This window comes from Pseudoalteromonas sp. XMcav11-Q, assembly GCF_040104525.1.
Lineage (GTDB): Bacteria > Pseudomonadota > Gammaproteobacteria > Enterobacterales > Alteromonadaceae > Pseudoalteromonas.
In genome coordinates this window covers 20,496-37,744 of record NZ_JBECOX010000026.1, presented here as the reverse complement: position 1 = coordinate 37,744, position 17,249 = coordinate 20,496, and the positions used below count along the sequence as shown (strand labels likewise).

The window sequence follows — 17,249 nt, the reverse complement described above, 5'->3', positions numbered from 1 at the left end:
TTACAAAAGTTGAATATGACGACGCTCGGAGGTTCACTCTCCACAACATACGTCCTGCATCCGCCACTTTTCCTCAAGTGGTGAAAGAATGAAGGTAAAAACAGGCGGTCGGAGGTTCACTCTCCACAATACACGTCCTGCATCCGCCACTTTCTCTCAAGTGGTGAAATAAAGAGATAAACAAGCCGACGAAAGTCGGTTTTTTTGTGTCTAATATCCATGTAGGAGCAGGTTTACCCTGCGATCTTTTACAAAAGTTGAATATGACGACGCTCGGAGGTTCACTCTCCACAACATACGTCCTGCATCCGCCACTTTTCCTCAATTGGTGAAATAAAGAGATAAACAAGCCGACGAAAGTCGGTTTTTTTGTGCTTAAATGTATCGTGTAGGAGCAGGTTTACCCTGCGATCTTTTATGAAAGTTGAATATGACGACGGTCGGAGGTTCACTCTCCACAACACACGTCCTGCGTCCGCCACTTTTCCTCAAGTGGTGAAATAAAGAGATAAACAAGCCGACGAAAGTCGGTTTTTTTGTGTCTAATATCCATGTAGGAGCAGGTTTACCCTGCGATCTTTTACAAAAGTTAAATATGACGACGCTCGGAGGTTCACTACTGCATGATTAAACTCCCGAAATACTTTTCATTTTTTTTCTGACTGATACCCTAATCGCGTATTTATTTAGAGAAAGCGTTATATGTTTCAATCACTCAGAATTTTATTACTACTTGTTTTTTGTTGTGTTCCTTTAACTGTTGAAGCGCTTACATTAGGTGCTGAGCGCGCAGAAGAGTATTTACCTGTGTTAAAAGGTAAGCGCGTCGGATTAATCGTAAACCAAACATCCCGCATTGACGACCAACATCTAGTTGATTACTTACTTAATAAAGAAGTGGATGTTAAAAAGGTCTTTGCACCGGAACATGGTTTTCGTGGTAATTATGATGCGGGTGCTAAAGTAGATGATGCAACAGATGTGAAAACTGGGCTACCAATCATTTCGCTTTATGGTAGTAATAAAAAGCCAAGGCCTGAGCAGCTCAAAGATATCGATGTGCTTATTTTTGATATTCAAGATGTGGGGTTGCGCTTTTATACATACATCAGCACTATGCACCTCGCGATGGAAGCCGCAGCCGATGCAAATATTGAATTTTGGGTTTTTGATAGGCCAAATCCAAATATCGCATATGTTGATGGCCCATTATTAGAAAAACCATTTCAATCTTTTGTTGGTATGCATCCCATTCCCGTATTGCATGGCATGACTGTTGGCGAACTGGCGACTATGATTAAAGGAGAAGGGTGGTTAACCTCGCTTACAGCGCCACAGTTACGTGTATTTCCAATGCGAAATTATAGCGGTGCCACCGAATACAGATTGCCGATACCACCAAGTCCTAACCTACCAAACCAACAAGCAATCTACTTGTATCCATCTTTGTGCTTTTTTGAAGCGACACCTATTTCTGTTGGTCGTGGAACGGATTTTCCATTTCAAGTTTTTGGCTATCCAGATCCTAAATTGGGTGAGTTTCAGTTCACTCCCCGACCAGTACTAGGTGCGGCTTCCAATCCTAAATTAAATGGTGTGACTGCGTTTGGCCTAGACTTAAGAAACAGCAATGTACGAGGTTTTGATCTAACTTGGTTTGTTGCTGCATATGCACAGTTCAAACACGAGAATAAAGCGTTTTTTCAGTCCCCCGATTTTCTCGATAAGCTTGCAGGCACGGACAAAATCCGCAAAGCCATTGAATCTGGCCAATCGGCATCAGAGCTGAAAAAACTGTGGCAGCAGGATGTACAAGATTTTTTAAAGCAGCGGAAAAAGTATTTATTATACCCGAGACTGTAACGGGTTTTTGCTAGAGGTAAACGGCAGCACGAGTCTGCCGTGAGTGGCTTAAGTCTTACTCGCTACGCAATACTTGCATGTTTTCATTGGCCTTATCCACGCGTTTTTGCCAATGCAGGTTTGATTGTGCAAGTGCCGTGAATAAAACGTCAATAAGGTAGGCTTGAGAAGTACGAGACAGCATACCTGAATGCTTAAGTGGCTCCCCTTCATTGATGCAATATAGTATCGCATCTACCATTTCCGCGAGTGAGTGGCTACCATAACGTGAAATGGCAAGACATTTACAGCCATTATCCAGAGCTTGATTAGTCAAGGTTAGCAAGCTCTTGCTGGTTCCTGTATTGCTGATCACAATAAAAAGATCGTCTTTTCCCATCGTTGCAATAAAGCTAGAGGCACTGATTTCATCGACCTGAGCAATTGCCGGAATACCAAGCTTTTGGAGTTTCCAAGTTAAATCTTGGGCCATAGTGAAGGTACTACCAAGTGCACATACGATGACTTTTCGTGCGTTTTTCACCAACTGAATTGCGTTCTCAAACTGTTTTGCTGAGTTAAGTTTTCGAGTTTCGGAAATAACATTTTGCTGTTTTAGTTGTAATTTATCTGCGATTAACTCGATTGAGTCATTACTGGAAATTAACTCATCAATTGCTGCGCTGGTATCTGTTTGCTCGTTGAGCGCATCAACGACGGCAAGTTTAAATGCTGGAAATCCTTTATACCCCAGCTTTTGGGCAAATTTTACGACGCTAGATTGGCTGACACCGGCTTCGCGTGCCAGCTCAACGGAGGAAAGCGCACGGATTTTATCGCCCGAGTTCAAGGTAAAGTCAGCAAGCTTTGCTTCACTATTTGAGAGTGATGGACGAAGTGCTTTTATTTTGACAAATGTAGACATACGATACTCAATCCGAACTAAATTAATCTGTCCATATTATAGGTTCAATTGGAACGTTACGATAGACCAAAAAGGAATATCATTGCACAAAACACACTCATTGTACCAGTATTGGGGTTAAATGTTGACTTAAATTTAATTTAGTCGCAAAGACTTGGTGTTTTAAACCGCTTAACTTAAGCTAAGTGTTTTGAATTTATAGACTAAACTATATGGCTTGGTACTCGATTTTGCCACCTTTGATTGCGATTGCAGTCGTGTTTTGGCGTAAAGAAGTGATTATCGCTTTGATTTTAGCGTTAGTTTCTTCCGAATTTTTATTGGCTCTACATGGTCAGCAGTCGCTAATTGCTGGCACATTCGTAGGCAGTATTGAACGTGTTATTGAGGTTGCGACATCGGCAGGTAACAGCCGGATCTTGATTTTTAGCATTGTGATCGGTGCATTGCTTGCCTTCATCCGAGAGTCAGGTGGGGTTGCTGCAACGGTGAATATGCTGCTTAATCGAGGCGTCGCTAAAAGTAAACGTCAGGTTGGCTTACTAACCATGTTTACTGGCACTGCAGTGTTCATCGAATCAAATATGAGTGTACTAACCTCTGGTATTGTTGCGAGGGGACTATTTGATAAGTTCAAAATGAGTCGGGCTCGTTTGGCTTATATCATCGATAGTACTAGCGCTCCTGTATGTATTTTGATTTTGCTTAATGGTTGGGGTGCTTATGTACTTGGATTGCTGAGTAACTACGAACTTGAGCAGTCGGCAGTGAGTATTTTATGGGGTAGTGTCGCGTTTAATTTTTATGCGATTATTGCACTGTTAATTGTTCTCTATACGATTGTCTTTGATAAAGTTCATGGACCGATGAAGGCCGCGGAACAAGAGTTAAAACACCATACGGCTGAAATAAGTAGTGGGCCGAGTGCTACCAAGTCGCGTTATATGCTGATCCCTTTATTAACGCTGATTGTAAGTATGCTTGGATTTATGTTTTGGACAGGCAATGGTGTATTGGCAAATGGTAGTGGCTCTAAATCAGTACTTTATGCCACACTCTTAGCTTCAACGGTTGCATACTTGCTGCTTTTAACCGGCAAGAGATTTAGTCATCACGAGCTAATGGATGTTGGGTTTAAGGGAATGGGAGAACTGCTGCCATTGGTAAGTATTGTGTTACTCTCTTTGACCTTAGGTGCAAGTCTAAAAGAGTTAGGAACAGGGACTTTTGTTGCGTCTTTAGTTGGTGACTATTTGCCTATTTACTTGATAGTGCCTGTACTCTTTATTACTGGTGCAATCATGTCATTTACGACTGGTACATCATGGGGCACCTTCGCCATATTAATACCTATTGGTGTGCCACTTATTCAATCGCTAGGCCTGCCACCGTCGCTTGTGCTTGGTGCTATCTTAAGTGGCGGAATATTTGGTGATCACTGCTCGCCTATTTCTGATACCAGTGCGGTATCGGCACTGGCATCTGGATGTGACTTACTGACTCATGTTAAAACCCAGTTGCCTTATGCATTGGTGGGCGGGGTATTAGCAATTATCTGCTTCTTTATTGCCAGCCTTATTATGATTTAAGAGTAAGCGCCAGTTAGGGGCAAGCCAAAACTTGGTTGTGCCCCGTACTTTCAATAGCAATAATTTGTCCGTTGTTGGCGGTCGACAGTGCTAGCATAACTGGCGTATTAAAATTGATAACACTAGTTTTTGGCTGTGGCATCACGCTAAGTAGGCTTTGTTTTAACTCGATGAGGGTATGGGTATTACACTCTTCAATTAACCAAGCATCATCGTTAATTGCAACGAGTCGACCGTAACGCTGTTCTTGAACTTGTTGTTGCGCAGCCTCAAATCTAGCATCCAGCACTTTTTTCTGTTCATCTATACGGGCAAGATACTGGCCTTGCTGTAGCTCATGCGTTTCGATGTGTTGAAAATCTCCATAACTGACTAAATGAGCATTTGAGTTATATTCTTTATCAATATCAAAATGTTGATTTTGATACCATAAGGTGAAAAGTAAAGCGACTGAACAAGTAACCGCGCTCCACTGCCAAGTTTCTATACGACCCAAATAATGATGGGCAAAGCTAACTAGTCGCACCTTGATGCGAGTAGCCAAAGTTAACGGTTTTTCCTGCTTGTTAGCTTGGTAAGCCGCTTTTAACTTGGCGTCAAATTTGTCTAAATTACTCATGATCTTCACCCACTTGAGACTTTAGAGTCTCTTTTGCGTATCTAATTCGAGTTTTTACAGTCTCTTGTGTGGCCCCTACAATTTGTGCTATTTCAGCTAAGCTGAACCCTTCTAACTGTAAGCTTAGCGCCTCTTTTTGTAATAAAGGAAGTGTAGCAATTTGCTGGTATAGCCACTGTTCCTCCGATGTTTTTGTGAACTCATTGGAGTTGGTCATACCTACTTTACTATCTGTCAACTCAGAGAGTTTACCTGACGCCCTGATTGAATCGATTAGCAAGTTACGTGCAATGTGAAACAAGTAAGCCTTGGGGTGACCCTGTTGTCGATAAGCGCTTTTCTTTTCGATGACTTTTAGCCATGTTTTTTGACATATATCTTCTGCCGACGCCGCCTGTGTTTGTGTTTTTAGAAAGTGAAATAAATCACCTTGATAGCGCTCAATGACTTGCTCTAGGTATTTTACTTTACCCGTCGTCGCATATTCATAAAGCGGATCTTCTACGTTGCTGGTGGCGCGAGCACGCCACATTTTCAAGCTACTCAGCATAGGCAATCCTAAGTATCAAGGGTCAACAGACCCTAATATCAATAAGCTAAATTAACCTGAGCTTCGGATAATTAATGCCTTTCTAGCAGCCAGTTTTAGCGCTAACTGCGTTGAATTCACTTCCAATAGCCAGCTATTGGTGCATAAATTCGCCTTGTTATCCCTAAAACTGTCAGGCTAGATAAGGGGATAATTTAATGTGGTATTAAAAACAATGAGTTAGCTCATTCCTTATCCAAACCTCAGGTTAAATTAAGAAGTTTACTTCGTGACTCAGCGACTCAAATTGATTACGTATCAATGGCTGTTATTGTTCCAGTGTAAACTCTAATACAACGCGCTGAGCGTATTGCGGCTGCGGCTTTCCATCAACAATAAGTGGTCTATACTTCCATTTCCTGAGTGCTCTGACAGCAGCCTGATCAAATACTCTTTTAGGCTCCGCATTCGTCACTTTAACATCAATCACTTCGCCTTGTGGAGAAATGGCAAACTCCATTTCTACCCAGCCTTCCACTCCATCTCTAGCAGCCGCGGGCGGATAGTTAGGGTTGCTTCTAACAAGTGGAGTCGCTTGCCCATCGGTGGAGAATTGCAGCGTCATTGTGTTAGTAAACTTACCTAAATCTACGCTAGGTGTCTCGCTACTAATTTGTAGATTATCTCCTGTATCAACGATATTTTCAGTCGGTCTAACTGGGGCTGTTATTGGTTTTGGTGGTTCTGGCATTACCCTTTTTTCTTCGACTGGAGAGTCCTCTCTATCCGTTGCAATAGTAAGATCAAATACTTCTATGTCGACAATGGGGGGAGTGAGTTCCTGAGAAACTAAGTTTTGCATAAAGCCAAAGGTGGCAAAAGTAATAATAACTGCGCCAACAAGCGATAGTGCGAGTTTTGGAATTCCTAAATTAGGCTGTTGAAGAGTGGTTAATGTCGTCATGATTTTATCCCTGTTATATTGTTTTCGTATATAAAACGTTTGGGTAACTGAAACGGGGTGAAAGTTTTTAGATTTTTTTGATATGTATCTTGGTTTGGCTACAGGCCATGGATTACAATGCACGAAGAGCAGAGCACATTATTTAATTTTTCGTGATCATAGGTAGTTATGAAGTTAGTTGAGATCAATAAAGCGCGTTATCGCAAACATTTAAATCAAGTAATTATTGCTTGCGTTGTGGCGCTAGCACTCGGTAGTTTAGGGATTGCTCAGTTATTGATCCAATTATTTCCTGATGTAGATGGTAGCCATTTTCATTGGAATCTAACTGGTGTAGTAGTGACCTGCATCGTCATTGGGCTCGTGCTCAAAAAGCATAAAGCGCATCCCTTTATGACTGAAGTCAGTTATGTGTGGGACTTAAAGCAATCATTGAACAAAATCACCCGTAAAATGGCGAAGTTAAAACAGGCAGCGCAGCAGGGGGATGTAGATGCGATGACGGCGATTCAGTATAGCTATGCGGGATCTCGTCAGCTATGGCAATTGGATGACAACACCATAACGATGGATGATTTGGCGATGTGGCAAGCAGAGCTGGATTCACTGGCTAGCAAGTATCAAGTTGAAATAAAAGCAGAAAACTATAAAGAAACGATATTGAAACAGTACTAACAAAGCGGCTTGTTTCGGCGTTAAACTTTTTCACAATTTTTAATGTGACACTAATGTGTCAGAACGGTAATATAACAGTCAAATTTTCTATTAAAGGAACAATTTGAACTGTGCTATTGCGTCATCGATTTCACCAGTTCGGCTGGTTGGTTCTTATCAACTCTCTTTGCTCAATCTTAATTACCATAAATGTTGTAAATACCAACCCTGTTGATTATCAAGGACTGACATTATTTTACGTTTCCGTATCAACGTGGAGCCATATGGCTTTACTCACAGCGTTAGTGAGTATTGTCGCTATGCCTTTAGTATGGTTACAGTCAAATAAAGTGAGATCCGTATGCTTTGCTTTATTTTATGCATTGTTTTTCGTAGCACTTATTGCAAATAGCTTGTGCTTTGAGCTTTACAAGTTTCATATTAACGGTGTTATTGTCGATATGCTGCTTGCAGGCCAAGTTATTGAGTTCTCGCCAATTGCATGGGCTCAAGCGGTAGCCATTTTTGTTATGATATTTGCTTTCCAGTTTTACCTGTTAACGTGGTTAAGTAAGCCCCGAGCCGTAATGCAGCTGCGCTTTGGTCGAAAGTTCACTAGCGTAACCATTATTGCCCTGTTGGCGAGCAATACAATTCATGCTTGGGCAAGTGCGACGGTATATCAACCGATCACAGGATTCAGTAAGTATTTACCCCTCTACAAACCTGCAACAGCAAACTCTTTTTTGCGTAAATATGATTTGCTAGATGAGGCTGCATTGGCGCAGCAGAAATCAATGTCTTTAACACAAGGGCAATTTAACTATCCTTTACAACCTATTGAAGTAGAGCCAGTTAAAAAGCCTCTTGATATTGTTTTTGTGGTACTGGATTCATGGCGGTATGATGCTTTCACGGCACAAGTTACTCCCAATATTTGGCGGTTCTCACAACAAGGTGTGGTCTTCAATCAACACTTCTCTACTGGAAATTCTACACGAACAGGGATCACCGGACTGTTTTATGGTTTGCCAGGCACTGCTTGGCAGGATATTTACAACAATCGAGTTACGCCATTATTGATGGATAGAATGCGCGATTTGGGTTATCAATTTGGGGTATTTTCGTCTGCACAACTTGTTCGCCCTGAGTTTAATGAAACCGTGTTTGCTCGCATTAAGGGGCTAAAAACGCATACAAAAGGTGATGACGTATTAGCTAGGGATGAGCAGATCACCAAAAATTGGGTTAAATGGTATGCTAATAAAGATCCAAACCAGCCGTCTTTCAGTTTTCTCTTTTATGATGCAATCCATGGCTACGCAGTTCCTGAGGGTTACCATGCCGGGTTTGGGCCAATGCACGGCCCCATTAACCATATGTTATTGGACAACGATTATGATAGAGAACCAATTTTAAATCGTTATCTTACCAGTACACACTTTGTAGATAGTCTTGCTGCATCGGTATTAGCGCAGCTTGATATAGAAAATACACTGGTGATTATCACATCAGATCATGGTGAAGAGCTTAATGACAACAAGCTTAATTACTGGGGACACAATAGTAATTTTACTGAGCCGCAGATAAAGGTGCCATTTATTGTTGTAGGACCAAAAAGCGAAAAGTGGCAGCATTGGCAAGCCTCAAATGTGGTAACCAGTCACTTAGACGTCGTGCCGACGTTGATGAATGAGTACTTAGGGGTTAAAAACACACCTGAAGATTATAGTACGGGTTATAACTTAACCGGAACAGTTAAAAAGAGAAACTGGCTATTACTCAGTAGCTACAATAAATATGCGATTGTGAGTAAGCAGCAAATTGTTGAAGTCTCGCCCATGGGAACTTATGAGATGCTCGATGAAACTAACAAGCCAGCTGAGCAAGAGCCAAACTTTGAATATATTCAAGAGGCAATGCAGCAGATAAGCCACTTTCAGTAGATAAAAGAGGATTAGGTGTGCTGGCGGACTGTCGTGCTAACTTGAGCGGTATAACTAAGCGCTTAACGAGTAAAATTGAAAGGCGTTTTTCTTGTCTTTTTTAACCGTATACATGGCGACATCGGCACATTCGATTAATTGGCTTAGCTCAACCGCGTCTCTTGGGTAGCTTGCAATACCTATGCTCGCACCAACTCGCAGTGGAAGTAATTTCCCTTCTGACGTTTGCCAAATCATCTCGGTGTTTATCGCCCCTAACAGGTTTTCAGCGATGCGCTGCAATTTTTCATTTTTAGCGCAGTGCAAGGCAATCAAAAACTCATCACCTCCCCAACGACAAACCACGTCTTGTTCTCTCACCTGAGCACTAATTTGAGTGGCGATGTGTTTTAACATAGCGTCACCGGCGTTATGGCCATAAATATCATTGATTGGTTTAAACTCATCTAAATCAATAATAAATAAGCTAAACGGAGTTTCGTTATCTAACCACTCGTTGATCTTGATTTCAGTACCATGGCGATTGTAGAGGCCTGTTAGCTTATCGCGGTTAGCCTTTTTATTGAGTTCTTGAAACACAGTTTTTCTAAGCGTGATATCTGATAAAAACACCTGTAAATAGAATTGCCCGCTACTTTCCACTCTAAGCATGATGACACTCAGCCAAACAGGTTGTTCGGTCATGGGGTTAATAAACTCAAACTCTGACTGAGTTGGCTGGTTAAGCTCCAAGGTATGCTCCGTAAAGGTGTAGAGAATATCCGGAGTTTTGCAGTAGCGACCAAAACTTTCGGGAAAATATTCATCAAGGTCAATTGCCATGCCTGCCAGCAAATCACAAGCGGCATCATTAGCTAAGATCACTTCACCTTTGTCTTTTACCAGTAGGGTGGGAGAAGAGGAGCGCTCAAACATCAGCCTAAAGCGCTTCTCAAGTATTTCAATATCAGCTCGCAGTTGGCGCTCTTGCTCGAACATGGAAGCGGTTTTAGCAATAAGTTGATTGGTATTGCTCGCAATATCACCAATTTCACTTGATTCATGCCCCCTAGGCACGACTAAATCCAATGGTGTTCCAGGAATAACCCTAGCAATTTGACTACTTAAGTTACTCAGGGGTTTTGTAACTATAAAATGTGTAACAACGGTGAAGATGACTAAGATTGGGATGATGACAACCAACAAAGTTTGAACACTTGAACGGGCGATATCTCTAGCACTTTGCTCGATAAAAACGGAATTTGGTTGAATATAGATCTCACCAACAATTTCACTCAATAAAAACGGATGATTAAGCGAAATAATGGTCGCATTTTGCGATTTAAATCCTACACTTTGAGCGAGCCACTTATCCTCACTTTTTATTGCGGCCGAAGAGATAACGTCGTTACTGACTAGGCCATTAATAACTTCTACAGCAAGGTCTTTGTCATTGAGATAAGTGGCAATAGAGGAAGACGACGACACGGTTTGGCCAATTTGCCCAATAATAGTATTAGAACGCCGAAGTTCACGCTCAACAATATGGTCGTGATATAACTTAGCGTAAAGCATTGAAAAAATAAAAGTCGAGACAACAAGCACGAGTGCTAGCCGCACGATCAGCCCATATTTAGTCATCGATTTGATAAATTACCTTCACATCACCCGTCACAAAGTCTGCTGGAACATAGCCGATTGCATTTGGCGTATTTCTGATATTTTCAAGTATAGTCGACGGTGAGGAAAATGACTGTGGGGGAGAAACTTTGCCGCTGAACTTTATTCTTGACCAATAAGCATTGATTTGGCTTTCATTGCGTCCTGTCAGTGCCAAGAAAAAAGGACCTCTTAAAGGGTGTGATTTTTCGTAGTCATAGGTCACGGCCATATCGCCGTTGGGAAAGGCAACGTATTTTCCCATGTACATGTCGATGAGTTGGCGCTGCGATATTGACTCGATGGGGTTGTCTTTGTTAACTATGACGGCAATATCAGCTGTTGCTGAAATTGGGTAAGAAATCAGGAAGAAAACAGCAGTAAGTAACCTTTTCATCAGAACACCCAATTAAAGCTAAGTGTGAAGGTGTTAAAAGAAAGGTCGGGATCACTAAATTGCTCAGTATCGTGAAGGTAAAAAGCGCTGGGCAAATGGTCCGCTGATGTATGCTTCCAATTGAACTTTAGTGCTAACGTCGGGCTCAATTCGCGTCGCCAAGTTAGTGAGGTGCTATGCTGATCCAGTTGATAAAAACCAGAGTGCATGGAAGCAGCTTCGTATATTTGTATTAATTCAGGTAATGGGACGAGCGGACCGGGTTCTACACTTGGCTCATTATCGGACTTGGCAACTGAGTAGGTGAAAGACAAAGTGTTTAAATCGAAGCGCTTGCCTAGTGTGATATAAGCTGCTTTTAGGCGGTTGAGCACGCTGGAATTTGAATCCGTCAGCGATAATTCACTTTGTACCAACCACTTCGAATCATCATATCTCATACTGAGTGCGCTATAGGTGAAGCGCTTGTCGATAATATAAAGAGAGTCGATAAGCTCATTTTTGGTTGGCCAAACTTGTAGAGGAACTTGCGCGAGAGCCTCACGTAACTGCTTTTGCTGTTCATGCTCATTAGCTGCTTTTGTTGTTGTATAGTTGGCTCTAAACAGCCAATTTAACGTTTCGTACTGTACCGCTACACCCAAGATAGATTTAAGTTCTACATTCCAAAAAAACTTATAATCGCTGTAGATAGGCGATTCGGAGCGGCCCCAATATGCTTTGATGCTGGCGATGCCCTGATCAAGCGGTGCGCGATACTGCAAGTCAACGCCATCTAGGTTTTGGTGAGGAATAATAGAATAAAACTCGACAGGCGGATGTTCCATATCCATTGAATAGCCAATATCCCGATATTCAGTCATCAAAAATAGGTCTAACCCGGTGCGTCCGGCACGAAATTGCCAGTTCGAATTTAGGTTGTAGCGTAGAAAAGCCAGTTTTATTGCATTGTTGACTCGGTCATCGTGTTGCTCTTTTAATAGCAGTTGCCCAACAAACTCTACATTATCATTTGCATGCCACTCTGCCTGTAGGCCCAAAGAAGAAAATGAAAAGTCGAGCTCATCTTTTTCCACACCGTGCGGATGTGAGATGGATTCTCTGATTTTGGCGGTATGGGAGTCTGTTTTAACCGCCTTGAGCGTAGCAAAGCCACTGAAATCAATGTCAGAGCCGTAGCTGAATGTGGTTAAAAATAGTAGGCAGATAAAAACAGAGCGCATGAGTTATAAATGTTTTCGCTTTCCTTTTTATATAGCCTAGTTCGAATTTTGACATTTACCAATGCGATGTCCGCCTTGGCCTTGTATAATGAACTTAGAGACACCATATCCCATGTATGGTAGCATATTGTTATATTATCACATTAGGCAAGATTAAGACGTGGCAGAAGTAAGAGCGAGAGTCGGGCTGAATGTAGGGCAGCATAGTAATATCCCTGCAGAAATAGTTTCTTTTTCAGGGCTAAAAGATGGCCAGGAACATGTTGCGCTGGTATTTAATAGCGCAGACAGTCAGCAGCAAATTCCCCTAATTCGTATGCACTCTGAGTGCTTAACCGGCGATGTCTTTCATTCTTCTCGTTGTGATTGTGGCGAACAGTTAAATGAATGTATTGAGGCGATGCATAAACAAGGCGGCATTTTGTTATATTTGCGCCAAGAAGGTCGTGGCATTGGCTTGTACAATAAAATCGATGCTTATGTATTGCAATCACAAGGGATGAACACCTACGAGGCAAACAACCACCTCGGCTTTGAAGATGACTTAAGAGATTTCTCTGATGCCGTGTTGATGCTTCAGGCGCTCGGATTAAACCACGTTAAGTTAATGACGAATAATCCAAGAAAGCTGAAGGCGTTGAGAAATGCGGGTATTACTGTCGATGAGGTAGTTGGCACTCAGGCGCATGTTAAGGCTGGGGTTTCTGGTAATGAACAGTATCTAAAAACCAAGATCCAACACGGTGCCCACATGCTGGATATCAAAAAGATATCAAAAGCTGATTAGCCGAAGCGTATATGCTTACTACAACAAGCCGACTAGATAAGTGCTTCGGTTGGCTTGTCATATCAAACATACTATTCTCATTACAACTCCCTCAAACTTAAGATGTCCAACATAGGTTATGGTAACCGTCAGTATTTGTTTAAAATATGCTAAAAAGCGCTGACAAATCCGCTTTTCATGCCTTTTCACTCGACGCGGTAATCAGTATAATCAAAGACGTTATAGCTTAAATTAAGTGGACTATGTCGACACCAATTAGAACATTCAAAGCAAGCATGGGCGTGCAGTGGCTAAAAGCCGGGTGGGCAATTTTCAAAACCCAGCCTATGACTTTCATGTTGATGTATATTTTCATGGCGGTAGTAAGTCTATTGCCCCTGTTCGCACCTATTTTTCATATCATCGCTGCCTTGTCTGGTCCTTTCTTAAGCGCTGGCTTCTACCTTGCAGTTATCAATAAACAGATCAATAAACCAATAAAGTTAGCTGATATTTTTGAGCCTTTTGCAGCAAAAGGCCGCCGATTACACTTGTTCCGAGTTGGTATTTATCAAATGGCAGGTGCGCTGTTGCTGACTATGGTTGCCGGTGTGCTATTCAGTGATGTGGCGACTGCGCTGGAGAGTGTTGGCCCAAATACCGATCCGAATGAACTTATCGGACTTATCGCGAGCAATATTAGTTTTGCCGAAGTTGCCGTATTTGTGATTGCACAATCGGTCATTATGATGGCCTTCGCTTTTGTCGTGCCACAGGTGTTTTTCCAAGGTGAAAAACGTATTTTTCACGCGATGAAGTGCTCGCTTGCCGCTTTTTATCATAATATGGCCGCGCTGAGTATTTACGGCCTGGTCGTCGCAGCGTTTATCGTTGCGTCTATACCGCTGTCGATGATCCCGGCGATTATTATCATGCCGGTCGCCATGATAGGCTTTTTTGTTTCTTTTCAAGCGATGTTTATGCCAATTATCGTTGAAAAGAAGGAAAATGATGAAAATGCTAACATCTCTCAGTCTGACTCAGGACGCTTTGACGCCTGATGGATGAACAAGAAGTTAAAAAGCTAAAAAACTATGCGGTTTGGTTATTGTCGAGACAAGAGTACTCTGAGTCTGGATTGACGCAAAAGCTACTGCAAAAAGGGGCTACAGCGGCAGTCGCGGAGCAATTGGTATCTTGGCTAAAGTCGCTCGATTACGTTAATGATGACCGCTATGCAGAGAGCTTTTTAAACCGCCAGATTGCAAAAGGACTTGGAGAAAAGCGTGTATTAATGGATGCAGGGCAAAAGGGTGTGAGCCGAGAGACTTTGCATACGCTAATCGCTGAGCGCGAAATTGATTGGTACATGCAAGCCGCAAAAACCTATGAAAAAAAGTACGGTCTTTGCGCACAACCGATAGAATATAAAGAAAAAACTAAGCGCGTACGTTACATGAGTTATCGTGGCTTTAGTTTTGATGAAATAGATTTTGCAATTGAAGCTGCAATGACTGCAGCAGAGCAAGAAGAAATAAAGGGTGAATGATCACATGCAGCATATGACTACCGCACAAATCAGGCAAAGCTTCTTAGATTTCTTTGCTAAACAACAGCACCAAGTGGTGCCTTCAAGCTCGTTAATTCCGGGTAATGATGCCACCTTACTGTTCACCAACGCTGGTATGGTGCAGTTTAAAGATGCCTTCTTGGGTGCGGAAAAACGCCCTTATACGCGAGCAACCAGTTCACAGCGCTGTGTTCGTGCTGGTGGTAAACATAATGACCTTGAAAACGTAGGTTATACCGCAAGGCACCACACTTTCTTCGAAATGCTAGGTAACTTTAGCTTTGGTGACTATTTTAAAACCGACGCAATAAAATTTGCTTGGGGTTTCCTTACGGATGTGATCAAGCTGCCAAAAGAAAAGCTACTAGTTACTATTTATCATGAAGACGACGAAGCATTTGATATCTGGTCAAAACAAGTTGGTGTTCCAGAAGACAGGATCATCCGTATTGCGACGGCGGATAACTTTTGGTCAATGGGCGACACGGGTCCTTGCGGTCCTTGCTCTGAAATCTTTTATGACCACGGCGAGCACATTTGGGGGGGACCTCCGGGCTCACCAGAAGAAGACGGCGATCGCTTCATTGAGATCTGGAACTTAGTATTCATGCAGTACAACCGTCATGCAGACGGCACAATGGAGCCGCTGCCAATGCAGTCGGTTGATACCGGCATGGGTCTTGAACGTATCTCGGCTATTATGCAAGGTGTGCACTCAAACTATGAGATTGACCTGTTCCAAGCGCTGATTAAAGCAGCTGCAAAAGTAACAGATGCACAAGATTTAGAAGATAAATCACTACGTGTGGTTGCTGACCACATTCGTTCGTGTGCGTTCCTTATTGCTGACGGCGTCATGCCATCGAATGAAGGTCGTGGTTACGTGCTACGTCGTATCATTCGTCGTGCAGTTCGTCACGGCAATAAACTCGGTGCAAAAGGGGCATTCTTCTATAAGTTAGTTGCCGCACTTGCTGAGCAAATGGGTGAAGCTTACCCAGAATTAGTGAAGCAACAAGCGATTATCGAAAAAGTACTACGTATTGAAGAAGATCAGTTTGGTAAAACACTAGACCGTGGTTTGACTATCCTAGAAGACAGCCTTGGAGGTATTGAAGGCGACGTTATTCCAGGCGATCTAGTGTTCAAACTGTATGACACTTACGGCTTCCCTGCAGACTTAACGGCAGATGTGGCGCGTGAGCGTTTTATGACGATTGACGAGCGTGGCTTCCAAGCATGCATGGAAGAACAGCGTAAAAAAGCACAAGCGGCTGGCAAGTTCGGTGCAGATTACAACGAGCGCTTGAAGTCTGATAAAAACACTGACTTTAAAGGCTATGATGCTGAGCACTATACCGGCACTGTGGTTGAAATCTTTAAAGACGGTCAACATACCAATACGTTAGAAGATGGTGAACAAGGTGTGGTTATCCTTGACCGCACGCCTTTCTATGCTGAGTCAGGCGGCCAAGTTGGTGATACGGGTGTACTAAAAGTGGCTAACGGCGAGTTTGTGGTTACTGACACGCAAAAGCTAGGTAATGCATTTGCACACCATGGTCATGTGGTTGGCCGTATTGGTGTTAACGATAAAGCCGATGCGCGTATTGACGCTGAGCGTCGCGAGCGAGTGAAGAAAAACCATACTGCAACGCACTTGGTGCACAAAGCACTGCGCGATTTGTTGGGTGACCATGTTACTCAAAAAGGTTCATTGGTACTGCCGGATCGTCTTCGTTTCGACTTTTCACATTTTGAAGGCGTCACTAAAGCGCAGTTGCAGCAAGTAGAAGATGCAGTGAACGCAGAGATCCGTCGTAACTTTGCTCTGCAAACTGAGTTGATGGATATCGATGCTGCCAAAGATAAAGGTGCGATGGCGCTCTTTGGTGAAAAGTACGATGATGAAGTTCGAGTCGTTTCAATTGGTGGGTACTCAATCGAGCTTTGTGGTGGTACACACGTGAAGCGCGCTGGTGATATTGGTCTCTTCAAGATTGTATCAGAAGGCGGTATCGCAGCGGGTGTTCGTCGTATCGAAGCGGTAACAGGTGCTGATGCTATCGCTTATGTTAATGAGCAAGAGCAAGTGCTTTCTGAAATCGCAGCTTTGGTTAAGGGTGATACCTCATCAGTGCTAGAAAAAGTATCTGCGCTACTTGAAAAGTCAAAAGGCCTTGAAAAGCAAGTTGCTCAACTAAATGACAAACTAGCAAGTGCTGCGGGTGCAACGCTACTTGACTCTGTAACCGAAGTGAATGGGATTAAATTACTCGTAGCGAACGTTGCAGGAGCTGAGTCTAAAGCACTACGTGGCATGGTCGATGACCTGAAGAACAAGATTGGCTCAGGTGTCATCGCGCTAGGTGTAGCAAATGGCGATAAAGTAAGCCTAATCGCTGGCGTAACGAAAGACTTAGTTGGTCAGGTAAAAGCAGGTGAGCTAGTTAATCACATGGCTTCTCAAGTCGGTGGTAAAGGTGGCGGTCGTCCTGATATGGCGCAAGCTGGTGGTTCACAACCAGAAAACCTAGACGCAGCACTAAACAGTGTTCCAACTTGGTTAAATGAAGTAACGCAGTAA

At 42.8% G+C, this 17,249-nt stretch carries 15 protein-coding genes; 8 read left to right on the top strand and 7 right to left on the bottom strand.

What is annotated here, in order from left to right:
- The first annotated feature begins 702 nt into the window (after nt 1–702).
- Nucleotides 703–1,863: a DUF1343 domain-containing protein gene (locus tag ABMY45_RS23360; protein WP_349289561.1), complete on the top strand. Its 1,161-nt coding sequence runs from the start codon at nt 703–705 to the stop codon at nt 1,861–1,863.
- Nucleotides 1,864–1,918: 55 nt separating this feature from the next.
- On the opposite strand, the gene ABMY45_RS23355 is transcribed toward ABMY45_RS23360, so the two are convergent.
- Nucleotides 1,919–2,767 carry a MurR/RpiR family transcriptional regulator gene (locus ABMY45_RS23355; protein WP_174169897.1) on the bottom strand — a complete coding sequence of 283 codons (849 nt, stop codon included), beginning with the start codon at nt 2,765–2,767 and terminating at the stop codon, nt 1,919–1,921.
- Between the two features lie 212 nt (nt 2,768–2,979).
- Here ABMY45_RS23355 and ABMY45_RS23350 point away from each other — a divergent pair, with 212 nt between their 5' ends.
- Nucleotides 2,980–4,356, top strand: a complete 1,377-nt coding sequence (locus ABMY45_RS23350; RefSeq protein WP_349289560.1) for a Na+/H+ antiporter NhaC family protein — start codon at nt 2,980–2,982, stop codon at nt 4,354–4,356.
- A gap of 13 nt (nt 4,357–4,369) precedes the next feature.
- On the opposite strand, the gene ABMY45_RS23345 is transcribed toward ABMY45_RS23350, so the two are convergent.
- From ABMY45_RS23345 to ABMY45_RS23335, 3 genes are all read right to left on the bottom strand, one after another.
- Entirely contained in the window at nt 4,370–4,975 is a 606-nt protein-coding gene (locus ABMY45_RS23345) for a hypothetical protein (RefSeq protein WP_206473240.1), read from the bottom strand.
- Nucleotides 4,968–5,525 carry an RNA polymerase sigma factor gene (locus ABMY45_RS23340; RefSeq protein WP_010606200.1) on the bottom strand — a complete coding sequence of 186 codons (558 nt, stop codon included), beginning with the start codon at nt 5,523–5,525 and terminating at the stop codon, nt 4,968–4,970. The genes ABMY45_RS23345 and ABMY45_RS23340 overlap by 8 nt, the downstream gene beginning before the upstream one ends.
- A gap of 307 nt (nt 5,526–5,832) precedes the next feature.
- Nucleotides 5,833–6,468: a TonB family protein gene (locus tag ABMY45_RS23335; protein WP_349289559.1), complete on the bottom strand. Its 636-nt coding sequence runs from the start codon at nt 6,466–6,468 to the stop codon at nt 5,833–5,835.
- 168 nt (nt 6,469–6,636) lie between these two features.
- On the opposite strand from ABMY45_RS23335, the gene ABMY45_RS23330 reads away from it, so the two are divergent.
- Entirely contained in the window at nt 6,637–7,143 is a 507-nt protein-coding gene (locus ABMY45_RS23330) for a DUF3087 domain-containing protein (RefSeq protein ID WP_010606202.1), read from the top strand.
- Between the two features lie 110 nt (nt 7,144–7,253).
- Entirely contained in the window at nt 7,254–9,068 is a 1,815-nt protein-coding gene (locus tag ABMY45_RS23325) for a DUF3413 domain-containing protein (RefSeq protein WP_349289558.1), read from the top strand.
- 54 nt (nt 9,069–9,122) lie between these two features.
- Here ABMY45_RS23325 and ABMY45_RS23320 read toward each other — a convergent pair whose 3' ends face one another.
- From ABMY45_RS23320 to ABMY45_RS23310, 3 genes are read right to left on the bottom strand one after another with little or no spacing between them, the layout of a single operon-like run.
- Nucleotides 9,123–10,688: a sensor domain-containing diguanylate cyclase gene (locus tag ABMY45_RS23320; protein ID WP_010606204.1), complete on the bottom strand. Its 1,566-nt coding sequence runs from the start codon at nt 10,686–10,688 to the stop codon at nt 9,123–9,125.
- The gene (locus tag ABMY45_RS23315; RefSeq protein ID WP_010606205.1) at nt 10,681–11,103 is read right to left on the bottom strand and encodes a hypothetical protein; all 423 of its coding nucleotides are present in this window, start codon (nt 11,101–11,103) and stop codon (nt 10,681–10,683) included. Before ABMY45_RS23315 ends, ABMY45_RS23320 begins: the two co-directional genes overlap by 8 nt.
- Complete coding sequence (locus ABMY45_RS23310; protein ID WP_174169903.1) at nt 11,103–12,326, bottom strand: hypothetical protein; 1,224 nt, start codon at nt 12,324–12,326, stop codon at nt 11,103–11,105. Before ABMY45_RS23310 ends, ABMY45_RS23315 begins: the two co-directional genes overlap by 1 nt.
- 160 nt (nt 12,327–12,486) lie before the next feature.
- Between ABMY45_RS23310 and ribA the strand changes: the two genes are divergently transcribed.
- The 4 genes from ribA (at nt 12,487) to alaS (ending at nt 17,249) form a co-directional block, all read left to right on the top strand.
- The gene (gene ribA / locus ABMY45_RS23305; protein WP_010606207.1) at nt 12,487–13,113 is read left to right on the top strand and encodes a GTP cyclohydrolase II; all 627 of its coding nucleotides are present in this window, start codon (nt 12,487–12,489) and stop codon (nt 13,111–13,113) included.
- 242 nt (nt 13,114–13,355) lie between these two features.
- Nucleotides 13,356–14,153, top strand: a complete 798-nt coding sequence (locus ABMY45_RS23300) for a BPSS1780 family membrane protein (RefSeq protein WP_227386932.1) — start codon at nt 13,356–13,358, stop codon at nt 14,151–14,153.
- Complete coding sequence (locus ABMY45_RS23295; protein WP_010375943.1) at nt 14,153–14,641, top strand: regulatory protein RecX; 489 nt, start codon at nt 14,153–14,155, stop codon at nt 14,639–14,641. Before ABMY45_RS23300 ends, ABMY45_RS23295 begins: the two co-directional genes overlap by 1 nt.
- Nucleotides 14,642–14,645: 4 nt before the next feature.
- On the top strand, nt 14,646–17,249 hold the full coding sequence (gene alaS / locus ABMY45_RS23290; RefSeq protein WP_174169904.1) for an alanine--tRNA ligase: 2,604 nt from the start codon (nt 14,646–14,648) through the stop codon (nt 17,247–17,249).